This is a genomic window from Marseilla massiliensis, assembly GCF_016899855.1.
Taxonomy (GTDB): Bacteria; Bacteroidota; Bacteroidia; order Bacteroidales; family Bacteroidaceae; genus Prevotella.
The window spans coordinates 33,734-56,752 of sequence record NZ_JACJJG010000008.1 but is presented as its reverse complement, the minus strand read 5'-3'; the positions used below and the strand labels follow the sequence as shown (position 1 = coordinate 56,752).

Genomic DNA, 23,019 nt, shown 5'->3' with positions numbered 1-23,019 from the left:
TCATTCCTGGCCTTTGTCGTTATTTACCCTTTTCTGTCACGGTTTGCGTGCCGTAGAGCTTGTCCTTGAGCGACGGCGAGAACCATACGGCGTTTTTCCCATTCTTGTCTGAATATATAAAATATGCCATCAGCCCCGGATGTCTGTCGAGTATTGCCCTGGCCCTGTCGAGCCCCATCACCATGAATGCCGTCGCGTAGGCATCAGCCGTGGCGCAACTGTCTGCCAGGACGGTGGCCGAGAGGATGTTGTGCTGTACCGGCCTGCCGGTCTTTGGGTCTATTGTATGGGCGTACTTCCTTCCGTTCTTGTAGTAGAAGTTGCGGTAATTACCGCTCGTGGCCATGGCCTTGTTGGTTACGTTCAGTATTGTTTGCAGCTCTTGTTTGGTGTTAAGCGAGTCGTCAACGGGTTTTGTTACGCCTATTCTCCACGGCAGCCTGTTCTCGTTTATTCCGCATGTCACGATTTCGCCGCCTATCTCCACCATGAAGTTGTCAATGCCTTTGCTCCGCAGATAGCCGGCCACTACGTCGCAGGCATATCCTTTCGCGATGGCACTGCAGTCGAGCATAATTCTCTTGTCTGCCTTTTTAACCTTGCCGTTGTCAAGTGTTACTTTTTCGTAGCCTATAAGTTGCCTGAGGCTGTCTATGGCTTGTGGCGTAGGTTCGGTGTCATGCTTGAATCCGAAACCCCATGCGTTGACAAGCGGAGCCACCGTGATGTCGAACGCTCCGCCGGTTTCTCCGGATATCTTTTGTGCCATTGTGAACACGTCGGCGAACATACTGTCGGCCACAACGTCTTCGTTGCGGTTGATTTTCGAAATGACAGACTGGGCGTTGAACGGCGATAGGGAGAAGTCAACCTTGCTGAGCTCGGCCTCGATGTCCTTTTTCAGGCTCGTGTTGCTTTGGTATGTGATGTTGTATACCGTGCCGAACACGAATCCGGTGTCGTGCTTGTAAGGAGCCGGGCGCTGGTGTCCTACGATTATAATTGCACCGATGATGATGCATAAGAGGAATGCCGACTGTATGAATAGCTTTTTCCTGTTTTTCATTATACTGTCTTTTATCGGGGCGTTACGGTACGGCCGTTGGATATTCCCGTCTTGGAGGCAGCTTGTCATGGCTGTCTCCGCCGTGCTGTCTATATGTCAATGGTGACGTTGAACGTGCCGCCTATATTGCTGCTGCCGGTTTTTCCGAATCCTGGTACATACCATGAATTGCCCAGCTCGCCGTCATCGTATGACAGGCGGCTGCGGTATCTCAGGCTCCATCCAAGGTGTACAGGCCCCCATATCTTGGCGTCAACGCCTATGACGGCCTCAAACCATTGGTATGAACATTTCACTCCTTTTGCCTCATAAGGAGCAACGTCACCCCATACAGGGTCCGTCATCCCTGGATGTGACAGGTCGTACTTGAATGAAGTGAAGGCGTATCTTACGCCGGCAAAGAGCTTGTAGATGTCATGTTTGTTCTTAAGTAGGTTGAAGTCGACGCCTATTCTTGCATAAGGGGCGCTTGTCTTGTATGTAATGTCTGTCACGTCGTTTACGTGGTCGGCCTTGCCTATACCCAGTTCGACAACCGGAAAGTACCTGTCTTTCAGGTTTACGCGTACCGATGCTTCGTATTGTCCGTAATCTCCGAGCAGCATTTGTGCCGGACCGACGAGGTCTACCGATACGGCAATACCGTTAAAGAGCGGTACACTGTCGTTTTTTGCCTCGGTATCGTTGTCCTTCGCTCCGGCTGTTGACGGCACGAGCAGCAACAACAGGCTAACGACGATGCCTGAAATATATGTTGAAATGTTTTCTTGAAGTGTCATAATTAACGTCGGGATAGATTAAAACGATGGAGTCGATGGCGTGGTTCGTGCTGCTGACGGCCGTAATGGTATGGAAATATGACGGCGAACAGTCTACCGACTCGAAGTGCTCATGGTCTTCTTTCGTGACGGTTACGGTGTCGTAAGTCGTAGCCTTGGTCAAGGTGTCTATCATCTCGAAGAAGAATACGTCTTGTGGATGTGCGTAACTTATGGGCAATGAAAACTCGGTTGTGCGCACGTTGCGGTTAATCAGTATAGAGTCGTTACCGTCGATGGCGCGTTGTGTGGATATTGTCAGCGTGTCGTGCAGCGTGTCGACAAGCCCGTCGGAATTGCGTAGCTGGTATTGCGTATAAACGAGGCTGTTCATCGGGCAGTCGATGGACGAACATGAAGAGATGCTTACTAGCATGAACGCAAGAACGTAAATTGGAAAGCAGCGAAGGTCTCTTAGTAAAGGAAAGATTGAAAGGGGTATGGATGAAAAGCGCCGGCGCGAAACTTGTTTGCTTCGTCCTGTGCGTTTGTCATTTGGCATGTGTGTGTATCTGTTCCGTTTCATTGCGCTTTTTTACTTCAATATAACTTTTGCGTTTTGTTTTATGGCTTTCCCTTTATGCTGTCTCTTTTCCTTTTTGCTTTCAGGCATTTGCCTTACAGTCTGATGGTCTCCTCTATCTGGTAATCGTTCCGGTTGGTCGAGCTGCGGCTTATCAGGTCGCCGAGGAATCCGGCGAGGAACAGTTGCGTTCCGATCATCATCATCGTGAGGGCTATGTAGAAGTAAGGCGAGTCGGTTACGAGTCGCTGCGGTATGCCGTTGGCAAGCGAACAGAGCTTGTCTATGCCTATTATAGCTGCGGCGATGAAGCCGATTATGAACATGATGGTGCCGAGGAAGCCGAACACGTGCATAGGCTTGCGCCCGAAACCGCTAAGGAACCACAGCGTGATGAGGTCAAGGTAGCCGTTGAAGAAGCGGTTGAGCCCGAACTTCGACTTGCCGTATTTACGCGCCTGATGGTGTACTACCTTTTCACCTATCTTGTTGAAGCCAGCGTTTTTGGCAAGGTATGGTATGTAGCGGTGCATCTCTCCGTACACCTCTATGTTCTTTACCACGTCGCGCCGGTAGGCTTTCAGTCCGCAGTTGAAGTCGTGCAGGTTCTTTATTCCGCTTATCCTGCGCGCAGTTGCGTTGAAGAGCTTGGTGGGTATGGTCTTTGACAGAGGGTCGTAACGTTTCTGTTTGTAGCCTGACACGAGGTCATATCCGTCCTTGGTTATCATGTTGTACAGTCCGGGTATTTCGTCGGGAGAGTCTTGCAGGTCGGCATCCATCGTGATGACGACGTCGCCTTGCGCCTCCTTGAAGCCGCAGTACAGTGCGGGGCTCTTGCCGTAATTGCGGCGGAACTTTATGCCCTTGACGCACTCGTGCTTTGCGCTGAGCTCCTGGATTACGTCCCAAGAACGGTCGGTAGAGCCGTCGTTGACGAAGATTACCTCATAGGTGAAGTTGTTGGATTTCATCACGCGCTCTATCCAAGCGTAAAGTTCGGGCAGTGATTCATCCTCATTGTATAAAGGTATTACGACTGATATGTCCATTGTTCGTTTATTCTTAATAGTCATTGTTGGGATTAAGGCGTTCGTAGTCCTTTGTCCGTTTAGAATCTTCTCTTGTATTTCGACTTGAGCATTGTCGCTATCGGCAGGCTCACCATGAAGCCGAGTATGATGTTCGTAGTGAGGAATTGCAGCGCTATGTCTATCGGGCGCAGCGACGCAATGTTGTCTATTGCGAGTCTCATCTCCTCCTGCTTGACGCCGTAAGCGTTGAGCAGTGTCTTGAATTCGTCAGTGTTGGTTATCTCTTCATACTGTGAGAGCATGAACCCCTGGTCGATGAACTGGAAGTAGATGAACTGTGCCGCGGCCATGAGCAGGGCCGCGTAGAAATATACCAGCATGCTGTACATCAGGGCGCGGCTGAATGTTATCACGCCGTCGAGTACGTTGTCGCGGAAATGCTTTAGGCGCATGGCGGCAAGAACGAGCGAGTAGACGCCGACAATGAGCGACATGAAGCCGAACAAAGGGTTGTAAAACTCGCCGATGAAGAAGGCGAAACTGAGTATCCACAAGCCTCCTATTATCGCTCCGTCAATGCGTGCGAAAGCTTTAAGTTGTTCGTATTCCTCGCGTATAGCCATTGTATGTTACGTATTGTCGACATGTCCGCATTATACATCCCGTGTCGCGGCCATGTAAAAAATCCCTGCAAAATTACTTATTTTCCGCCATATAAAGTGGTGGCAGGCGCTTTTTTTTATTTTTTTAGGGTTAAAGCATGGCGTTCCTTGCGGGCTTGCGCAAGGGTGACGGGTGCAGAATTACCGCCATGGTGTATATCCGTAAGTGTAAAAAAATGTTTATACAACATATCCGCGAACGTTTGGTTAACGTTCCGTAAAGGCCCTTCGGCATCAGTAAACCGTGATTTCATCCGAATTGTCGGCCTTTTTTGCGCTTTTTGCTAACATGCTGATAATAAGCGTTTTATGACTTGTTTGACGTATTCTCTTGTTCCGCTGTTATCTGAAAGACCGTGTTTTGCGGCCTTAAAGACGGCCTTTTACGCTCCTTTTGACGGTCTTTAGCATTACAGATAGCGGCAATTAGGGTCATGTTTACGCCTCAATTTGTAATGCGCACATAGCAAAAGCACCTATAATAATGCTTTTTAGATTACGTAAAGCAGCTGAAAATACGGTAAAATATTTCTGGAGCAGAAAATAATTTTGTCGTGAGTTTTTACTTGTCCATACTTGTGATAAACTGAAAATAAGTTAAAAAATCCGCAAAAACGCCGGCATGCCTACATGATGTATAAACTTTTTATTACCTTTGCAGCCGCAAAGACGGGCAAGTCTTGTACGGCCAGCTCCCTTCGAATCCTCCAGGGCGGGAACGCAGCAAAGGTAGTTGGTTGTAGCGGCGCGATATAAGTAGCTTGCCCACCCGCCTCTTTAGCTCAGTTGGCCAGAGCACGTGATTTGTAATCTCGGGGTCGTTGGTTCGAATCCGACAAGAGGCTCGAAAATTGTTTAAATGGTAAACGGAGAGTGGATCGTGTCCGCCCTCCGTTTTTTCGTTAACCGAAAAAAAACCGTACATATGCTGCGTTATTGCATATGTAGTCATTATTTTTGCGCTTTGAAGGTAGGGTGACATGGTGCCGTCAATGAGTCTTAATATAATGTACATGGAAATAAAGAGGAATATACAAGTTTTTTCAGCGAAAAGCGTTGCATGTTTGGATAAAATTCTTAACTTTGCAATGTGCATGCCCGCAAAAGGTGTGCGCCTGAAAAATTTGTGTACACGCACAGACAGTGTCGTTCAAGGAGTAGAATCTGGCAGTTCAATCCTTATAATGATGAACAATGAAAGTCTGAGCGGGTTCACATCACGTATAGTGATGTGGATTCCTCTTTCATGTTTTCTTCATTATAGGGTTTTGCCAGAACCTTACTCCGAGAAAATGTGGACGTGGATCCACGTCACTCTTCATGGCAAAAAGCTATCGAAAACGAATATTTGGCACACAAATCTAAAACTGGAAGACATATGAAAACCACAATTATTGCCGTTTTTGTGGCATTACTCCCCAGCCTACTACCAACAATAATAATAGCAGACAATTATTCAATAAAACATGAAAAACAATTAATAACCACAAAAAATACAGCCATGGAAAAGAAAAATTATTATTGCGAGTACTGCGGGCATAAGTTCCCCGACGTGCGCTTGTTGACCTCCGCCACGTGTTCACGACATCCCGACGGCCCGAATAAAGGTCGCCATAAACTATACGAAGGTACCGAGAAGTCGTCGTACACCTGTAAATATTGCGGCAAGAAGTTCCCCTCGATACTCGTGATGACTGGTGCCACTTGCCCGAATCATCCTAAAGGCAGCAACAAGGGAAGTCATTCGCCGGTGCTGTAAGTGCGCTTTTTGTCGATATTATAGCTGTTCACATCACGTTGTTAGGAAATTGGGTTTATAATGACATGATATGTTGGAAAAAGATAATGAATATATAAATTTTAAATAACCATGAAAGTAGTTACCACAAAAGCCGAGTTGGAAAAATCTTTGAAGCAAAAAGAAAAAAGTATAATTGTAAAAGGTTATTTAGCTGTGATAATGAAGAAAATAATAAAAACGTCAATAATTATATCTGTGGCGTTTGTAGTTGTTATATTGACGGCTATATTTTTTATGGGCTGGTCATCAGCAATAGGTTTTACTATTAGATTTGCAGTACATATAGTTGCGACTCTTGCACTTTTAGTCGGTGTTATATTTATTAGTAGAGCAATGCGTAAGGGTATTTTATAATTGAAAATTAAAATAATAATCTATGTTCGGATGCATTATATAAAAGAATAACCTTATTTCATTTTACTGAACAAATCATGTATGATAGTCAAGTATTTTGGCATTTATTCGTGTTGTGTCATTTGAAAAAACAAAATAAAATATGTATTGGCTTCGTCTTATTATGAAAATCAATTCAAATTTTGTAATTATTTCTTTTATGGTTTCTGCGTTCTTGATTCAATCTTGTTCCAATCAAGATGATAATAAAGTTGTTCCACTGACAGAACAATCAGCAATGGATTCAATAATTGAGAAGTCACCTATTGATGGCGCAAAATTTTATATAACAAATAGAAGCGGTAATGCTTTTTTTGATCGATTGTATAATGATTCAATAGTGCCGGCATTAAGATTCTGCAATTATTATGAATTGAAAGAAATATGTGGTATATTAAAAAATACTATATGTTATAATAGAGTTTATGAATTCTTCAAAGAAAAGAAAGAAGAGTATGTGTCATCAGTTACATTGGAGTTGAAACAAAATTGTGAGATTGAAAAAGCAATTTTTGAGAAAATAATAATGCCAGCAATTGTGATGGGTGTAGATTCAATGCTGGATGAAGATATTGGGGCGGTTTTTAGTAAATATGCAGGTGGACTTTTGAATTATCGAAAATTACATTTCTTATTTGGTAGAGATAGGAATGATTTTAAAGATATGTTTTGGGAAAAACTTGATACTGCAAAATATCAAGAACATATTAGGACATATATTCAAGCTTATTTAGATACGATTAATTTAAAACAAAAAGAATATTGTTTGCAAATTGTAAATAAAGAGTTCAATAATAAAATGATTTTGGAAAATCCGATGATGAAAATTGGACTTACAAGCAGTACTTTAAAACATATTCAGAAATATACGTTAGGACAAAAGGATGAAATATTAGAGGAAGCGGTGAAAGATTATGTTGTACCCTTGGCATTGGCGGGCGTGAGCGGTGGCGTAAGTACTTTGTATGACATTGGAAGTACTGTTTATGATATAAAAGTTACCATTGATGACATAAAAAAACAAAACGTGAATCCTGATGATATGGTAAAGTATGTATGTGCTCACGACTTGTCTTTTCAGATAGAAAATTATTATATGCCACAATGTAAAGACATTGTTATGGGTTTAATAGATGATTCTAATGAAAAACTTTTAAATTATATAATCTCGAATTTATGAAAGATATAAAATATGTAATGCTGTCATTACTTTTATGCTTGTCATTAACAAATTGTAAAAAAGTGGCAAAGTCTATTGGTAAAGAAGCAAGTCAAGACGTCTTGACTAATGCAAGTAAGGAGTCTTTGAAAGATCTTGCCGACAGAACAGCGAGAGAAGCAAGTAGTAAATATGTAGGCAAGTCACTTGGAAATCAGATTGTGAAAAAGGCAGTTCGTGAGAAAGTTGAAAAAGAGATGAAAAAAGAGGGCTTAAAATCCTTTTTACAATACGGGAACAAAAAAGCCTCTATGAAATTGGTCGCTGTTAGTAAGCCAAGGTATAAGGTTAAGATGCTTAATGTATCTTCAAGTCAGTCGTATAAAAACAATCTTTTGAGGTTCAGACGAACGAACAAAGCACAAGTTGTTCATTTCAATGAAAATTTAAAAGGAAAGCCTTATGCTGGTTTATATGATAATGTGAAGGTGGTTTCTTATAAACAAGGACAAGAGGCTTTGGATATGTTAAAGAAAGAGAGCCCAGAATTATATGCGAGCATAGAAAGGATGATGGCATCAGGTGGTCCGTTTAATAATAAACAATATTATTTGAAATATTTTGAATGTGCGAAAGGGAAAAATGGCGAAATATTGATTTATAATTCCGATCCATCCGCGATTAATAGTGCAATATTAGTTAAGGGAAACATTATCACGGCATTCTCTGGTTGTCCAGATTTACCGAAGGGTGACAATAGGTCTGCTGCGCCCAATTTTTTTCTTGATTATGTTTTGCCTAATAAACGTTATGTTATTGACGGAGTGGAATATCGAACGGATAAATTGGGACGTACAACCTTTGCACAAAAGTTATATACGCCCGAGACTTATAAAAATATAAAAATGAAATCAGATTTAGATAATAACAGACGTGATTTCATGGTAAGACATAAAAATGGTAGAGGAACTAATATTGATGATGCTGGACATATATTTCAACGGAATTTGGGAGGTATCAATGAAGGCATAAATTTGGTTCCTATGCGAAAGGAATGGCAACGTAGTGGAGGTGAATGGCGGAAACTTGAGGAAATGGAAGAGAAAATAATAAAAAGTGCTGTATTAAAAGGTCAAACAGCTACTTCCCAAAGACGTTTGATATATGATGGCGATTCCAAACGACCATCAAAAATAGGCATTACCGTGTTGATTGATGGAAAGAAGGCAATGGAGAGAATGCTTGAATGCCCATAATGAAATATTAATAGCTCAATTTAGAAATGAAAAATCACCGTGTAATTTTAATCAAGCAATCCAAGTCCTACCAGCTTACTAAACAAATAGCTAATTGGATGGACAGGTATTACCTTGATGCGGTGTTAGGTCTGATGTTTGAGGGCGTGGGTGACATGCTTACGCAGCTGTTGACTTTGCCGTACATTTACGTCAGCGCTGTGAAGATAAAATCGGTGCCGTTGACTTTGGCGGTGATATACAATGCATTGTGTGATCTTGCCATAGGCCTGGTACCTTTTTATATAGGTAGTGTGCTGGACTTTTTCAAGAAGTCGTTTGTGCGGAACTTCAGGCTGATAACGGGATTCGTCGAGGGCGACAGGGATGTAATACATGAGGTAAACCGTAAGGCCGCAATTACGGCTGTGCTAATCGTTGCGCTTTGCGTCGTGATATATTTACTTGTATTACTGGCCATTAAAGTAACTTCGTGGCTGTGGAATATTGTTGTAGGATTGGTCTGATTACCGAAAATTGTCTTTCATCTTTCAGTTTTGCGCTTAATATTCTGATTTATAATGACTTACTGACAGACAGATGACCGTTCTATCTTTCAGCTTTCTTTCATCCACGGTTTACTCTACGGCTTTGACTACTGTTGATGATGAAAGTCTGTTGAAAGATAGAATGGCTATCTGTCAGCCTGTAATTTGTTGCTTTTCAATATTTTAGATGTAAGGATGAAAGATGACAGACAGTTTCGTGAAAATTCTTACTTTTATGATGTGACATTGTATAACCTCTTTTCACCACGTAAAAGGCCACGTTTTATGTGGTAAGATACGGCCTTTCATGATGTAAAAGGCGGTCTTTTATATTGCGTTTGACGGTATTTTGCGTGGTATGTTTTGCTTGAAAACGGTATTATTATATAAATATTTTCTATCCTCTGCCATGCTTCTGCACAATCTTTTATCATCTTTGCACTTGTAAATGATATGAAAGGAAAGATAAGATGAGAAATTTAGTTAAGACGGAAGAGAGACAGAAGAAGGTAAGGGTGACTATGAAGGTCGCTCGGCTTAACGTCCTGAACGCGATGGAGCAGATTGTTGAGCTGTCGTCAGGTTCTGATTTAAGCAAAGATTTTTTCGCTGAGGCGAAACGATATATCAATTTTTTGTGCCGTAAATTGTCGCTCAGCCATATGCAGGCGGTCTTGTTGTCGCTTTTTGTCGACAATTGCGACGATTACCGTATTGAGCTGAAGCAGCTGGCCTCGCATATCGGTTGCCGTACGATACGTATAATACAATATGGCAAGGAGATTGACGATATGGTGAGCCGTAAGCTCATACGTTGCCGTCGCGACCGCGACTCGGTAACTTACCGTGTGCCGCTTGAGGTTATGGACGCTTTCAGGCGTAATGAGGCATACGTTCCCTACGAGCCTAAGAATATTACGTGCGACGAGCTGTTCGGCGTGATCGAGGAATTGTTCGACCAGCGCAACCACGATGAATTGTCGTTCAACGATTTACGTGACGAGCTTGAAAGGCTTTTCGACAACAACAGTAACCTTGAGTTCGTCAAGCAGTTGCGACGGTACTGTCTGGCTGACGACTGCGGAATAAGCATGGACGGAGTCCTTTTTGTATGCATGGCCAATATCTTTGTCAATGATGACGATGATGACATCTGTCCACATCAGTTTGAGGACTTGTTCCCGTCAAAGGGCATAGCCCGCAGCGTCAAGTCGAGGCTGTCGCGTGGCGAGCATACGTTGCAGGAGCAGGGACTCGTCGAGTTTGCCAACGATGATGGCTTTGCCGACCGCAACGCATACAAGCTTACGGATAAGGCCAAGGGTGAGGTACTGGCCGAACTGGACATTGACCTGAAAAAAGCGATAAGTTCGAAAGAACTTATCCTTCACGGCGACATCGTTAGCAAACGGCTGTTCTACAACGAGCGCGAGCGTAAGCAGATAGACCAGCTCGCCGCCCTGCTGACCGAGGAGCGTTATGCCGAGGTATGCCGGCGGCTCGACGAGGCAGGTATGCGTAAGGGGTTTGCCTGTCTGTTCTACGGCGAACCGGGCACGGGCAAGACAGAGACCGCACTGCAACTGGCCCGTATGACCGGACGGGACATCATGCAGGTTAATTTCGCCGAGATGAAAAGCTGCTGGGTGGGCGAGAGCGAGAAGAATGTCAAAGCCCTGTTCGACCGCTACCGTGCTCTCGTAAAGGAGAGAACCATAGCGCCAATTCTGCTTTTCAACGAGGCTGACGCTCTGATAGGCAAACGCCAGGAGGGCGCCGAGCGGGCTGTAGACAAGATGGAGAACACCATACAGAACATCATCCTGCAAGAGATGGAGACGCTCAACGGCATTCTCATCGCCACGACCAATCTTACACAGAACATGGACCGGGCTTTCGAGCGGCGTTTCTTGTACAAGATAAGGTTTGACAAACCCTGTCCCGAGGCTAAGCAGAGTATATGGCAGACGATAATACCCGACCTTGCTCCTGCCGGCGCCGCCGCTCTGGCAAAGGCTTATGACTTCAGCGGCGGTCAGATAGAGAACATCGCCCGCAAGCATGCCGTCGACTCGATTCTGTTCGGTTACGCTACGGCCGACCTTGAGCGCATAAAAGGTTACTGTGACGAAGAACTTATAGTAAAGGAAAAGCGGAAAATAGGATTCTAAGATAAAGGGTGAAAAGGTGAAAGTAAAACGCGGCGTATCATGGTAAAGCAGACAATTATTTTCTTTGCGCCTTTATATTTTTCACCCTTTCAATTTTACCTTTTTACTTTTCTACCTTTTTAATATTTATTCCTATCTTTGCAAACCAAAAGTTAAAGAATACCGACTATGCAGATACTTATAGGATGTGCCAAGGACATGGACGATAGCGCCATTGGGCGCGACCCGTTTACCACCAAGCCGTTGTTCGGCGAGCAGGCAGTGAGCAATGCGCTGCAAATGATGAGGTATGACGAAGAGGAACTTGCCCAAATGCTGGGCTGCAACTTACAGATAGCAAGGCAAAACCGCCTGCGTTACCTTCATTTTCTTGACGAAAAGCCGTCTACTCAGGCCGTTTATGCCTATACGGGGATAGTGTTCAAATATCTTGACGCCGCAAGTCTGGGCGACAAAGACTTTGAGTACATGCAACGGCACTTGTGGATAACGTCGTTTCTTTATGGTCTGCTGAGGCCTACTGACGCCATCCGTCCTTACCGTCTTGAAGGAAATGTTGTGCTTCCGGACAACGGCGTTACGATGTTCGACTATTGGAAGCTGTTGCTTACAGACATTTTCATTGAATCAATCAAGGCTGACGGCGGCATATTGCTTGACGTTGCAAGCAACGAAATGCGGCGGTTGTTCAACTGGCGGAAGGTTGTCTGTGAGGTTAAAGTCGTCAGTCCGGAGTTTCTCGTGCGTAAAAACGGGCGGCTGAAGACCGTTGTCGTGTATGCAAAAATGTGCCGTGGGGCCCTTGCCAGGTATGCTGTTACCAAGAGGATAAGCAATCCCGAAGGGCTGAAGTCATTTACATTCGAGGGCTTCACATACAGTGATGCCGACAGTAAGGACGGAGGTATGGCGTTCGTTCTTGAATGAATATAAAAAGAGAGGTTAAGAGCAAAGGAACAACGGCCTTGCTCTTAACCTTTCATAGTTAGCTGAATTCTGTCACGCAAGCTCTACAACGGTTATTCCCGCGCCGCCGAACTGTACGTGTTCGTCACGGTACGACTCAACGTCGGGCCTTGTCGCGAGATATTGGCGGATAAGTTGGCGCAGTATTCCGGTGCCTGTTCCGTGCAATATGCGCACCCTCTTGACGCCTACGAGGATAGCGTCGTCAATAAAATAGGTTACTGCCGTCAGGGCCTCGTCGCCCCTCATGCCGCGCACATCGATGTCCTGCTTGAAGTTGAGTTTGTGCTCATCCATCGTTTCCCGTGTCTGCCGTCCAACCGAAACGTATGCCCTTGGCTCCTCTTTCTTGGGTGCTTCGGCGTGTTCAAGCCGTTCTGCACGCATCTTGGTGCGCATGTCGCCGAATATTACGGTGGCCATTTTACCGTCGAGACTTTCTATTTTGCCAACGCTGCTGAGGCCTTTTATACGAACCGTGTCACCCTGTTTCAGCGGCGCGACGGCTACAGGTGAAGGTGTTGCGTTAGCGGATTGCTGATTGTTCGTTTTCAGTTTTTCATTCTCTTTCTCCTTTTCCCGCTTCCGCTTTTCCTTTCTTGCCCTGCGCTCCTGTATCTGGCGCATCTTGCGGGCTATCATCTCGTCGTTTGCGGCAGTGTCAATCTCCTTCACGCCGGCCTTGAATGCCTCAAGCTGTTCGCGTATTTTCTTTGTTTCTTCCTTCTCAGCCTGGCTTTCGCGTATCTCCTTTATCGTGCGCTCAATCATCTTGTTGCTCTCCTTGAGCACTTCCTCTGCCTGTTCCTTGGCCTTGCGCAGTATGTCCTTACGACTCTGTTCCAGTTCCTTCACCTCGTTTTCGTAACGGGCGATGGTCTGCTCCAGATTCTTCTCGCGCTGGTGAATGGTCTGGCGTTTGTTCTCCCAATAGCGCTTATCACGTACAATGTCCTGCAGGTATTTGTCGCTTTGGATATAGTCACTGCCGACAATTTCGCTGGCAGCCTTTATCACGTCTTCGGGCAATCCGATTTTGCGTGCAATCTCGATGGCGAACGAACTGCCCGGATTACCTATCGAGAGCTGGAACAGCGGACGCATTTGCTGGCGGTCGTACAGCATTGCTCCGTTGACAACACCATCATGACTTTCGGCAAAATGCTTCAGGTTCTGGTAGTGGGTGGTGATTACTCCGTATGCCTGTTTTGCGCAAAACTGTGCCAGCACGGCCTCGGCTATCGCGCCGCCTATTTGCGGCTCGGTGCCCGTGCCGAACTCGTCGATGAGCAGCAGTGTCGAGTCGTCGGCATAGCGCATCATCTGTTTCATGTTCATAAGATGGCTCGAGTAGGTGCTGAGGTCGTTCTCTATACTCTGTTCGTCGCCAATGTCGATAAAGATGTTCTTGAAAACGCCCGTCCGTGAACGCTCGCCTATGGCTACGGACAGTCCGCATTGCAGCATGTACTGGGTCAGTCCGGCTGTCTTGAGGCACACCGACTTACCGCCGGCGTTAGGCCCTGATATGATGAGTATGCGTTTGTCCCGTGTCAGCATGATGTCAAGCGGCACCACGCTCTTGCCTTGTTTCTCGAGCGAAAGCCGCAGCAGGGGGTGGGCTGCCTGTATCCAGTCGATGTGCGGATAAGCGTTTACGGCAGGTTCAATGCCCTTTATCAGGCGCGCCAGTTCTGCTTTGGCGTGTATAAGGTCTATTGTGGCAAGGAACTTATACGACTCGAGTATCGGCTTGACATGCGGACGCACGAGCTTGGCGAACTCAGTCAGTATGCGTATGATTTCCCGCCGCTCGTCGGCCTCAAGCTCCCTTATCCTGTTGTTGGCCTCGACCACTTCGGCAGGCTCGATAAACACCGTCTTGCCTGACGCCGACTCGTCGTGCACAATGCCGCGAATCTTTCTCTTAAGTCCCTGCGATACAGGTATGACAAGGCGTCCGTCGCGTATGGCGGGGGTAACGTCTTTCTCTACCAATCCCTCGCTCTGGGCCGCCCGCAATATACCGTTCAGGGTGCGTGATATGCTGCCTTCCGTGCGCGACAGCTCCATGCGGATGTCCGCCAGTTGCGGAGATGCGCTGTCCTTTATCTTTCCGAACTTGTCAAGTATCGTGTCGATACGTTGCACCAGCTGCGGAAATGTCATCACGTCTTCAGTCAACCGGTGCAGCGCAGGGTAGGGGTATGTGCGTTCCTCGCCGTCGTTATCGTCGTCGGAACGGTTGAGGTAGTTTACAATCTGGTTGATTGTGTCGAGCGAACGGCGCAGGTCAAACAGTTCGCCTTCGTCAAGATGCGTGCCTTCAAGGCGCAGGCGGGCTACGGCCTGGCGCACGTCGAAGAAGTAGTGCATGGGAAAGTCGTCGGCTTCCTCTTGCAGACGCCTGAACTCGCGCACTTGAGTGAGCCATTCGTTTATCACGTCCGACTCGCCGCTTGGTTGTATGGCGTCAACCATCTCTTTGCCCAATGTGCTTAGGCAACGTTCCTTCAGTAATGTCCTTATTTCGTCAAAGCCGATTTTGCTTTCGAAAGTCTTTGGGTAAATCATGCTGCAAAATTACTCATTTTATATGGAAAACAATGGCGCAGGGAGATAATAAAAAGCGAAAAGGTGGTGAAAGGAGAGTCTAAAAGGCCGTCTTCGCAATTGCAAAGGACGGTCTTTTAGACAGCCAAAGGCCGCCTTTTACAGCCTAAGAGGCGGCATTTTAGATTGTAATCTAATTGGCATTGCTCGATTAATGGATGGCATGGAGGCGCCTGTCTGTGAGAAAAACCGTAAGCAAACGGCCGCTGTTTACTTACGGTTTTTCAATATGGATATCCTTGCGCAGTTCTTTTCCGACGAAAAGCGCCGTGTTCCGACATTGTGTCGGCGCACGGCGCTACAACGATTCTACTAATTTACTTATTTAACGGATTATGACTTTCTTGCCGTTATGGATGTAAATGCCCCTCGTCGGGTGCTCAACGCGCATTCCCTGCAGGTTGTAGTAGTTGTCGTCCTCAGTCTTATCAATCTCAATATTATTTATGCCTGTTCCTCCTTCGTCTTCAAACTCAAGCTCAATGCTGCCTTCGGCGGGTGTAATGTCGGTAGGCGTCTCGAGGTAAGCCTTGTTGGCCTCTACGGTAGTTCCGGCAGCTACGAGGCTGAACGTAACGTCGCTTTCATTGAAGATATAGAGCGATGCGCCTTCGGCTGACGCGCTTATCTGCTGTTCCCAGTCGCCTATAGCCCTGAGATAGTTGGTCATGAGCGGCTCTGCATCGGTAACAACGGGGATTTCGTAAGTCCCGGCTTCCCCTCTTACGATAATGCCTGTATATTCGGGCACTATGCTTATGGGTGTAAGGGTTACTCTACCCGTTTCCACTGCGCTTGCGTAATAAGCCGTTATTCCGGAATTTGTAAAGTCTATGGTCTTGTCGCTTTTGCTGTATGTCGCAATGCCCTCCGTTCCGATTGTAACGGCTACGGCGTCATAGCTGTCGGGATAGGTGGTAAGCTCTACCTTGGTTATGGTGACTGCATTGCCCGTTATGATAATGCCGTCTCTTTGGATTATTCCCAGTATAGAGGCTTCAGTTATTTCATAAGAAAATGTCTGTTCCCCTGTTGAAGCGGCAGGGCTTGTCTCACTATCCGAATCAAAAGCCTCCCAACCGTTAGGATTGCCTATTCTGATGTTGGCATTCTCACCTGCGTTCGTATAAGTTATGGTGATAATGTCTCCGATCTTGGCATTGGCGAGTGCTCCTTTGCTGTCATAGCTTAAGTTGATAGAGTTATTCTCAAAATCCCAACCAAGTGATTTTGAACCGCTCCATACTTCGGAGGCAGTTCCATCATCGGGAGTAATGTCACCACCGCCTTCTTCAGTTCCGGCAGTAATATTATTGAATATCACGTAATGCCCGTTGATGCTCATGCCGTTTTGTTTTATTAGGTCAACCTGTTCATTGGTGAGGTTAACTTCAATATCGTCATCATTCTCAATATTAATTACACCGTTTTCTCCGTTGAGGATAGGTGTTCCTACACCGTCAACCCATACGTTAACCTGACATTGATAATACGTCTGATTTGCAGCGGTAGCGCCATCAATGTCTCGTTCTACTGAGAAAACAAGTTTGTCTCCATATTCAAGTGACGAAAAATTAGTAGACGGTATGTCCACGCCACTCCAGCCTCCTGTTGAATGAGGTCCTGTCCACACTGTTCTCATCTCTGCGTTTGCTGAGATTATAGCTGCCGTAAGCAGCAGTAAGGTTGTAAAAATTTGTTTCATAATTAATGTTGGATTAGATATTTGATTGTTTCGGTTGGTTTATTTAACAGATGAAGGAGCCCACCGTTTTATGTGCGCCCCTTCATTTGTTAAAGTATTTACCTGCGCTCTATTCTTATGTTACCGATACGGAAGTCGGCCGTGTAGGCTGCCGTCGGCTGGAACGCTATGCGCAGCGACTGCCACGTGTCAGGCGCCATTATTCCGGCTACTGCTATCGGCGCGAGCGGCAGGGTTATTGTCTGCCATTCGTCATGCGTGTTGAGGCCTGCTCCGTCGCCCGGAGTCCATGTGTAAAGGTCGCCCCAGTTGAACGAGAGCTGCAGTGGCGAAGCCTGAGTCAGCGGAGTGCCGTTAGGCGTATATACCTCGAACTTCAGCACGTAGTCGTCAAGGCTTCCGGCCTGGCTGAGGTCGCCAAGGTCGGCAGAGTTGATCATGTTGCAGCTGAGGTCGACGGTGTTCCATGCCCATGCGTCGAATGTACCAGTGAAATGCAGGTGCTGGCGTCCGAGTGAGGTCTCATCTGCGGAGGTGGCATCGTCACCCTCGATGCTGTAAGCCATCGTTCCGTCATTATTGAAAGACACTCCGCTGAAGTCGCCGTACAGAAGGTTCTGTGTCGGACGGTACGGCAGGCTTATGGTCTGTTCGCCGTCATTGTTGGAATATACAATCTCGAGCGTGCTGTTGTCAGGCGTATCGACAGGAATCTCGGCCTTCATCGACGTGTTGGTGATTGAGCCTACGCCGAGTGGCGTGCCGTTAAGCATTACTTGTGAGGATGTTCCGAAGTCATAGAAGTCGAAGTTAAGCCCGAGGATTGTCACGGAGTCGCCAGGATTGACGAACTCGCTTTGCAGTCCGGTTATGCTTAACTGCGGGAACGGAACGGTAAAGTTGTATGACGTCGAGCCTTGGTCGGTTGTATATACAATCTGGTTGTTCTCTTCAGACGACCGTTCAGAAGGTATTACAACGTTGGCCGACGTGGAGTAAGTGTACACCTGCGTGAGGTCGGCTTCAACGTTGTTGAACGTTATGCTGCGCGCGTTGTTGAGGTTGCGGCCCACGATTCGTATCATCTGCCCTACCTGGCCTTCCGTTATCGGGTTTTCCAGCAGGGTGTCGCCCACTTCGTACACGGCGGTTATTACCGGCGCGCCTTGGTTGGCCTGGTCTTCAAGAGCCGTGTAGCCCTCGTCGTAATCAACGATGTCGTTGCAGCTTGCGAAAGCAAACAGTGCCAGGGCTGCGGCCATGTATTTTAACATATTCTTTTTCATGTTACTGATATTTTTGTCTGCACGTTAGTTGTCAACCATTGGTTAAGCCCATCCTGGGTTGTTCTCAGTGATGGCGTGGTTGGTGTTAAATTCGGAGTTTGGTATCGGGAACAGCAGGTTACGCTCCGTACGGGTCTTGTTGCCGTTGCTGTCTTCGTTGGTACCGATAGCGTTCATTGCATCAAGGTATATGCCCCAGCGTATGAGGTCCCAGCGGCGGTCAGCCTCGCAAGCGAATTCTTTGGCGCGCTCCTCGATTATGGCGCTACGCATCTTTTCCTGGGTGTCGAGCGCTCCGTTGCCCGTGAGGGAAGCCTCTGCGGCGTTAGAACGCCTGCGTACGTCGTTGAGATGTATTATTGCTTCTTCGGGATGTCCAAGCTCGTTCTCTGCTTCGGCATAGATGAGCTTGACGTCGGCGTAGCGCAGGAAAGGCCAGTTGGCGTCCGCATTCTCCGTCGCGGCATTTGTTACGTCGGAGTATTTTGTCGTGAACGCGAGGCATTCGCTTGTCATATTATAATAGTAACTAACGCCGTCAGCGTATATTCCGCTGGGTTCTCCAACCCGTTCTCCGGCCAAGTTGGTTCCGGTTGCCATGATACTGTATTCCTCAGTCAACGGATAGAAGAAGCCAAGGTTGCCGTCTTGATGTCCGTTTACGCGCCAGCGGTGCCTTACGCCTTGTGTTATTCGGTAGTCGTCGTGTTCGAACAAATCGTACCAGTGGCGTGTGCAGCCAGTCCAGCCACCGCTTGCTATGAAGTCGGAGCCGGGAGCCATCAGGTAGCCTGCATACTGAGTGTGCACTTGTGTGGAGTAAGTGTCGTTGCCGTCAGCCGACGCTACTGAGAACATAAACTCCGAAGCGGTGCATGAGGACTTCAGCCATAATTGGTTGTAAGGCAGCAGTTCATAATCACCGTATTCGCCCGTGATAACGTCGTGAGCCCATTGTGCGGCAAGAGTGTACAGCTCGTGCGAGTCCATGTTCTCGTATCCGCTTACGGCTCTCTTGCTGAATGTCATGCTTCTTAACGGTGCGTAAGCTTTGTCGTCGCCATCTCCGTCGTATGCGCCTCCCGTCCTTACGGTTATTTGAGTTCCAGCCGGCATTGCCGCTGCGGCCATGGTCGCATAGACTTTGGCAAGCAATCCTGCTGCGCTACCTGCGTTCACGTGGCCCGCCTGGTATGCCTGGTCGGTGTTCTTATACATCATGTAAGCCGCATCCTGAAGGTTGTTTATGATGTAGGTGTACACTGAGTCGACGCTCTGGCGCGGTTGGTTCTTGTCTGAAGTGTCGACTTCAGGTTGTACGGGAACAGGTCCGTATGCACGTACCAGCAGGAAATATGCGAAAGCCTTGTGGAATTTTACCTCGCCTATTGCATTGTTTTTTACGGCGTCGGTTATGTTGTTCATTGCACGGATGTGCCTTTCTGCCAGATTGGCGCGGCCTATGAGGTTGTAACAACCGTTCCAGAGCGCATCCTGTAATGCCAAGGCGTCGTCAGTTCCTTGGAAGTTGCCGGCTCCGAAGCTGCCGAACAGCCAGTCGGGACCTGATATATAGTCGGCGTCTTGCTCAAGAACTCTCGGGAAATAACCCCAGCGGAACATGTCGTTCACCCACTTGCTGTAAACGCCCGTTACCCATTGTGAAGCTGCGTCCTCGCTGTCGCCAACCATGTCGGGAGTGATGAAGCTGTCCGGGTCTTCCTCTATCCAGCTTGTACAGCCGTTAAACGCGCTTGCGCCCATAAGGAGCGTGAGGGCTGATAATATAATCTTTTTCATTTTTATATATCTGTTTAGAATGTGAAATTGAGTCCAAGCGTAAATGTACGCGCGCTCGGATATGAATAACTGTCAACTCCAGGTGTTGCTGCATTTGCTCCACCGGCATTTACGTCAGGATCAAACCAACTGTAGTTTGTGATGGTGAAGACGTTGTTTGCAGTGAACGAAATGTTCAGTTTCTGGATTCCAGGGAACGGTTTAAGCCAATCGTATGACAGGGTGATGTATTTCATCTTAAGGTAGCTGCCGTTTTCAACATATCTGTCACTGAACAGCCATTCGCGTGTGTATCCTGCGGTTGGTTTCGGCCATTTAGCGTTGGCGGCGTTCTCTACCGTCCATCGGGAGTCGTATGCTTCCTGTGTGATGTTTCCGTAGTTGCCCATCTCGATGTCTGTGAGGTTGTAGTTCAGGATGTCATTGCCTTGCGAACCTTGCAACATGAATGAAAGTGTAAAGTTCTTCCACGACAGGTTGCTGGTGAAACCATACGTAAAGTCGGGATTAGTGTCGCCTATTATCGTGCGGTCGGCAGCTGTTATCTGTCCGTCTCCGTTCAAGTCACGGTACTTTATCTCGCCTACGCGTTGCAATGCAGCCGCGTCTGAAAGGTTGGCGTATGCAGGGAACGAACGCACTTCGGCAATGTTGTCGAAGAATCCGTCCTCAACATATCCGTAGATAGTTCCTATAGGACAGCCGTTGCGTTGGAGGAATGCCTGGTCGGCAGCGCTCCAAAGCGATGTTGCGTACTGGTCACCTTCAAGTCCTCCGATACGGTTGCGGTTGAAAGAGAGGTTAGCCGCGATATTCCATCTTACCGGAGATTTGCGGAATACGTCGTAGTTGAGCGTGAACTCAAGACCTTCATTGGTTACGTTACCGCTGTTTACAAGCATTTGGGTAAAGCCGGAACTGCCAGGAATGGTGACGTTTTGGAGCAGATCACGCGTCTTTTTATAATAGTAGTCAACCGTGAACGAAAGACGGTTGTCCATGAATCCCATGTCGATACCGGCGTTGAATTGGTCTGTCGTTTCCCATTTCAGGTCGGGATTGGTCGGTCCGCGCCAGTCAACCATGGACATACCACCTTCAAGATTACCGTTATACGGATAGTTAGCGGCATTCAGCATTTCGAGCGTACGGTACGCACCGATGGCCTGGTTACCTGTTTGTCCGAAGCTGAGGCGGAACTTCAGGTTAGAGAAAATGTTGAGGTCCTGGATGAATTTCTCTTCACTTGCCCTCCATGCGAACGCTCCGGAGAGGAAGGTTGCCCACTTGTTGTTCTCAGCGAAACTTGAGCTACCGTCGGTACGGACACTTGCCGTGAAGATATATTTGTCCATCAAGGTATAGTTGATACGTCCGAGGAATGACTCGAGAGCCTGTTCAGTTGTGCTGCTGGCTATTGTCGCACGGTCGAGCGCAAGGCTCATGTCATTGTCTTGGGTGTAGTCGGTCGGGAAGTTTGTTGCCGACATTGACGTATTTTCGCCCGTTCCTTTTTCAAATGTCATACCGACTACTGCGTTAAGGGCGTGTACTCCCCACTTCTTGTCGAACGTAAGGATACTTTCCGCGGTAAAACTCTTCCATATGCTTGTAGCCTTTCCTGCCAAACCATTGTTTGGAGTACGTCCTTCCTGGGTGTGGCGGTCATAGTATGTACCGCGGTGTCCGTCGTTATATCCAAGACCGAGGTTCTGGCGGAAACGCAACCATGGCGCTAATTTTACTTCAACATAGCTGCTTGAGAACCAACTTATTTGTTTCAGCTGGTCTTTTGCTCCGTTTACATAGTTTACAGGATTGGTCGCGAGCCAGTTTAATTCATCGAGCTGTTCAGTTTCGGTATGCACTCCGTAGGTAGGCGGGAAGATAAGTGCCGAACGTATTACACCGGTGTTTTCGGAACCGGTACGTTGGAAGTCCGTTGTCGTATTTGTGAAGAACGAGCTTGTACCAATCTCCAGCCAGTCGGTTATGTGGCGACCGATGTTGATTGAAATACCGTAACGTTCAAAGCCCGTGTTCTTTATCGTACCGTCCTGCTTCGTGAAGTTACCCGAGAAGTTGTACCAGCCCTTGCTGTTACCGTTACTTACGCTTACGCTGTAGTCCTGCTGGAAAGCAGTCTGGAAAATCTCGTCCTGCCAGTCAGCAATGGCCACTTCGTCAACGTTACCGTATTCGTCAGTGCGTATGCCCGGGTTGAGGAAATCTTCGGGGCTGGGGTTATATGTACCCGCATCATATATGTAATTGCCGTTTACGTACGGGTAATCCCATTCACCTCGGTAAGGGAACGCCGCTGTGCTGCCTTCGTAGTAATGGCTGTTGGCGTATTGCTCGTTCTGGTATATTGCGTAAGTGTATGGATTGAGCACATTAAGACGCTTCGCCACGGTTTGTATACCCAGCTTTACGTTAAGCTCGATGGTTGGTTTACCACCGTCGCTTTCTTTTCCTTTCTTTGTTGTAATGATGACAACGCCGTTGGCGCCACGTGAACCGTAGATGGCTGTAGCCGATGCATCCTTGAGCACCTCGATTTTCTCGATATCGTTAGGGTTGATCATCGACAGCGGTGACGAGAACTGGTTGTTGCCCTCGTTGGCGCTTGACGACGGAGTGCCGTTGGGGTTTGTTCCGTAAGGTACGCCGTCAACGATGTAGAGAGGCTGCGAACTGGTTGTGAAAGAGTTGGCGCCACGCACGGTAATAGTGACTCCTGCGCCAGGCGAACCGTCGCTCTGGTTAACCTGTACACCTGCAATCTTGCCTTGCAGTCCATGAGCTACGTCAGTAGCGTTACCCTGCATAAGGTCGTCGCCTTTTATCTGCGAGATGGAGCCGCTGAGGTCGCGCTTCTTCATTGTACCGTAGCCTACAACTACGAGCTCTTCCATTTCGTTGGCCTCCTCTTCAAGAAGAACCTGTACGCTGGTCTTTCCTTTAACGTTGATTACTTGCGTCTTGTAACCAATCATAGACACCTGAATGACGTTCTTGCCTTCAGGGAGAGAGATTGTAAAGTTACCATCCAAATCTGCCACCACGCCTGTCGACGTTCCTGGCACTTGCACAGTGGCGCCAATCAGCGGCTCGTTGTTGTGCGATGCGTCAAGCACCGAGCCTTTGACTACGTTCTGCGCGTTTAGGTTAGCGCACCATGCGAACAGCATGAAGCACCATAACATTAGTTTATACATATTTGTTTATTTGAGATT

The 23,019-nt window shown here is 47.2% G+C and carries 17 protein-coding genes and 1 tRNA gene; 8 read left to right on the top strand and 10 right to left on the bottom strand.

Features of this window, described 5'->3' with window-relative positions:
- Positions 1-19: 19 nt before the first annotated feature.
- The 5 genes from H6A34_RS03445 to H6A34_RS03425 form a co-directional block, all read right to left on the bottom strand.
- Positions 20-1,066, bottom strand: coding sequence for an FAD:protein FMN transferase (locus tag H6A34_RS03445; RefSeq protein WP_205103479.1), 1,047 nt, complete (start codon positions 1,064-1,066; stop codon positions 20-22).
- A gap of 89 nt (positions 1,067-1,155) precedes the next feature.
- Positions 1,156-1,845 (bottom strand): DUF6048 family protein, encoded by a 690-nt coding sequence (locus H6A34_RS03440; RefSeq protein ID WP_021948695.1) that lies wholly within the window; start codon positions 1,843-1,845, stop codon positions 1,156-1,158.
- The gene (locus H6A34_RS03435) at positions 1,796-2,260 is read right to left on the bottom strand and encodes a DUF6452 family protein (RefSeq protein ID WP_205103477.1); all 465 of its coding nucleotides are present in this window, start codon (positions 2,258-2,260) and stop codon (positions 1,796-1,798) included. The genes H6A34_RS03440 and H6A34_RS03435 overlap by 50 nt, the downstream gene beginning before the upstream one ends.
- A gap of 242 nt (positions 2,261-2,502) precedes the next feature.
- Complete coding sequence (locus tag H6A34_RS03430) at positions 2,503-3,459, bottom strand: glycosyltransferase family 2 protein (RefSeq protein WP_021948693.1); 957 nt, start codon at positions 3,457-3,459, stop codon at positions 2,503-2,505.
- 59 nt (positions 3,460-3,518) lie between these two features.
- Entirely contained in the window at positions 3,519-4,064 is a 546-nt protein-coding gene (locus H6A34_RS03425) for a DUF4199 domain-containing protein (RefSeq protein ID WP_205103475.1), read from the bottom strand.
- Positions 4,065-4,874: 810 nt separating this feature from the next.
- Between H6A34_RS03425 and H6A34_RS03415 the strand changes: the two genes are divergently transcribed.
- The 8 genes from H6A34_RS03415 to H6A34_RS03380 all read left to right on the top strand — a co-directional run bounded on the left by H6A34_RS03415 (position 4,875) and on the right by H6A34_RS03380 (position 12,337).
- A tRNA-Thr gene (locus H6A34_RS03415) sits at positions 4,875-4,948 on the top strand.
- A gap of 656 nt (positions 4,949-5,604) precedes the next feature.
- Positions 5,605-5,862: a hypothetical protein gene (locus H6A34_RS03410; RefSeq protein ID WP_205103473.1), complete on the top strand. Its 258-nt coding sequence runs from the start codon at positions 5,605-5,607 to the stop codon at positions 5,860-5,862.
- A gap of 111 nt (positions 5,863-5,973) precedes the next feature.
- Positions 5,974-6,258: a hypothetical protein gene (locus H6A34_RS03405; protein WP_205103471.1), complete on the top strand. Its 285-nt coding sequence runs from the start codon at positions 5,974-5,976 to the stop codon at positions 6,256-6,258.
- A 142-nt stretch (positions 6,259-6,400) separates the two neighbouring features.
- Positions 6,401-7,477: a hypothetical protein gene (locus H6A34_RS03400; RefSeq protein ID WP_205103469.1), complete on the top strand. Its 1,077-nt coding sequence runs from the start codon at positions 6,401-6,403 to the stop codon at positions 7,475-7,477.
- The gene (locus H6A34_RS03395) at positions 7,474-8,712 is read left to right on the top strand and encodes a DNA/RNA non-specific endonuclease (RefSeq protein WP_205103467.1); all 1,239 of its coding nucleotides are present in this window, start codon (positions 7,474-7,476) and stop codon (positions 8,710-8,712) included. The genes H6A34_RS03400 and H6A34_RS03395 overlap by 4 nt, the downstream gene beginning before the upstream one ends.
- 26 nt (positions 8,713-8,738) lie before the next feature.
- On the top strand, positions 8,739-9,218 hold the full coding sequence (locus tag H6A34_RS03390) for a DUF4112 domain-containing protein (protein ID WP_205103465.1): 480 nt from the start codon (positions 8,739-8,741) through the stop codon (positions 9,216-9,218).
- Positions 9,219-9,709: 491 nt separating this feature from the next.
- Complete coding sequence (locus tag H6A34_RS03385) at positions 9,710-11,410, top strand: ATP-binding protein (RefSeq protein WP_205103463.1); 1,701 nt, start codon at positions 9,710-9,712, stop codon at positions 11,408-11,410.
- Between the two features lie 168 nt (positions 11,411-11,578).
- On the top strand, positions 11,579-12,337 hold the full coding sequence (locus H6A34_RS03380) for a YaaA family protein (protein WP_205103461.1): 759 nt from the start codon (positions 11,579-11,581) through the stop codon (positions 12,335-12,337).
- 72 nt (positions 12,338-12,409) lie between these two features.
- On the opposite strand, the gene H6A34_RS03375 is transcribed toward H6A34_RS03380, so the two are convergent.
- The 5 genes from H6A34_RS03375 to H6A34_RS03355 all read right to left on the bottom strand — a co-directional run bounded on the left by H6A34_RS03375 (position 12,410) and on the right by H6A34_RS03355 (position 23,001).
- A complete protein-coding gene (locus H6A34_RS03375; protein ID WP_205103459.1) occupies positions 12,410-14,950 on the bottom strand; it encodes an endonuclease MutS2 in 2,541 nt (846 codons plus the stop codon).
- A gap of 364 nt (positions 14,951-15,314) precedes the next feature.
- Positions 15,315-16,694, bottom strand: coding sequence for a hypothetical protein (locus H6A34_RS03370; protein WP_205103457.1), 1,380 nt, complete (start codon positions 16,692-16,694; stop codon positions 15,315-15,317).
- Positions 16,695-16,792: 98 nt separating this feature from the next.
- On the bottom strand, positions 16,793-17,980 hold the full coding sequence (locus tag H6A34_RS03365; protein ID WP_205103456.1) for a glycan-binding surface protein: 1,188 nt from the start codon (positions 17,978-17,980) through the stop codon (positions 16,793-16,795).
- Positions 17,981-18,022: 42 nt separating this feature from the next.
- A complete protein-coding gene (locus H6A34_RS03360; RefSeq protein WP_239480741.1) occupies positions 18,023-19,780 on the bottom strand; it encodes a RagB/SusD family nutrient uptake outer membrane protein in 1,758 nt (585 codons plus the stop codon).
- 14 nt (positions 19,781-19,794) lie between these two features.
- On the bottom strand, positions 19,795-23,001 hold the full coding sequence (locus H6A34_RS03355) for a SusC/RagA family TonB-linked outer membrane protein (RefSeq protein ID WP_205103454.1): 3,207 nt from the start codon (positions 22,999-23,001) through the stop codon (positions 19,795-19,797).
- Positions 23,002-23,019 lie beyond the last annotated feature (18 nt).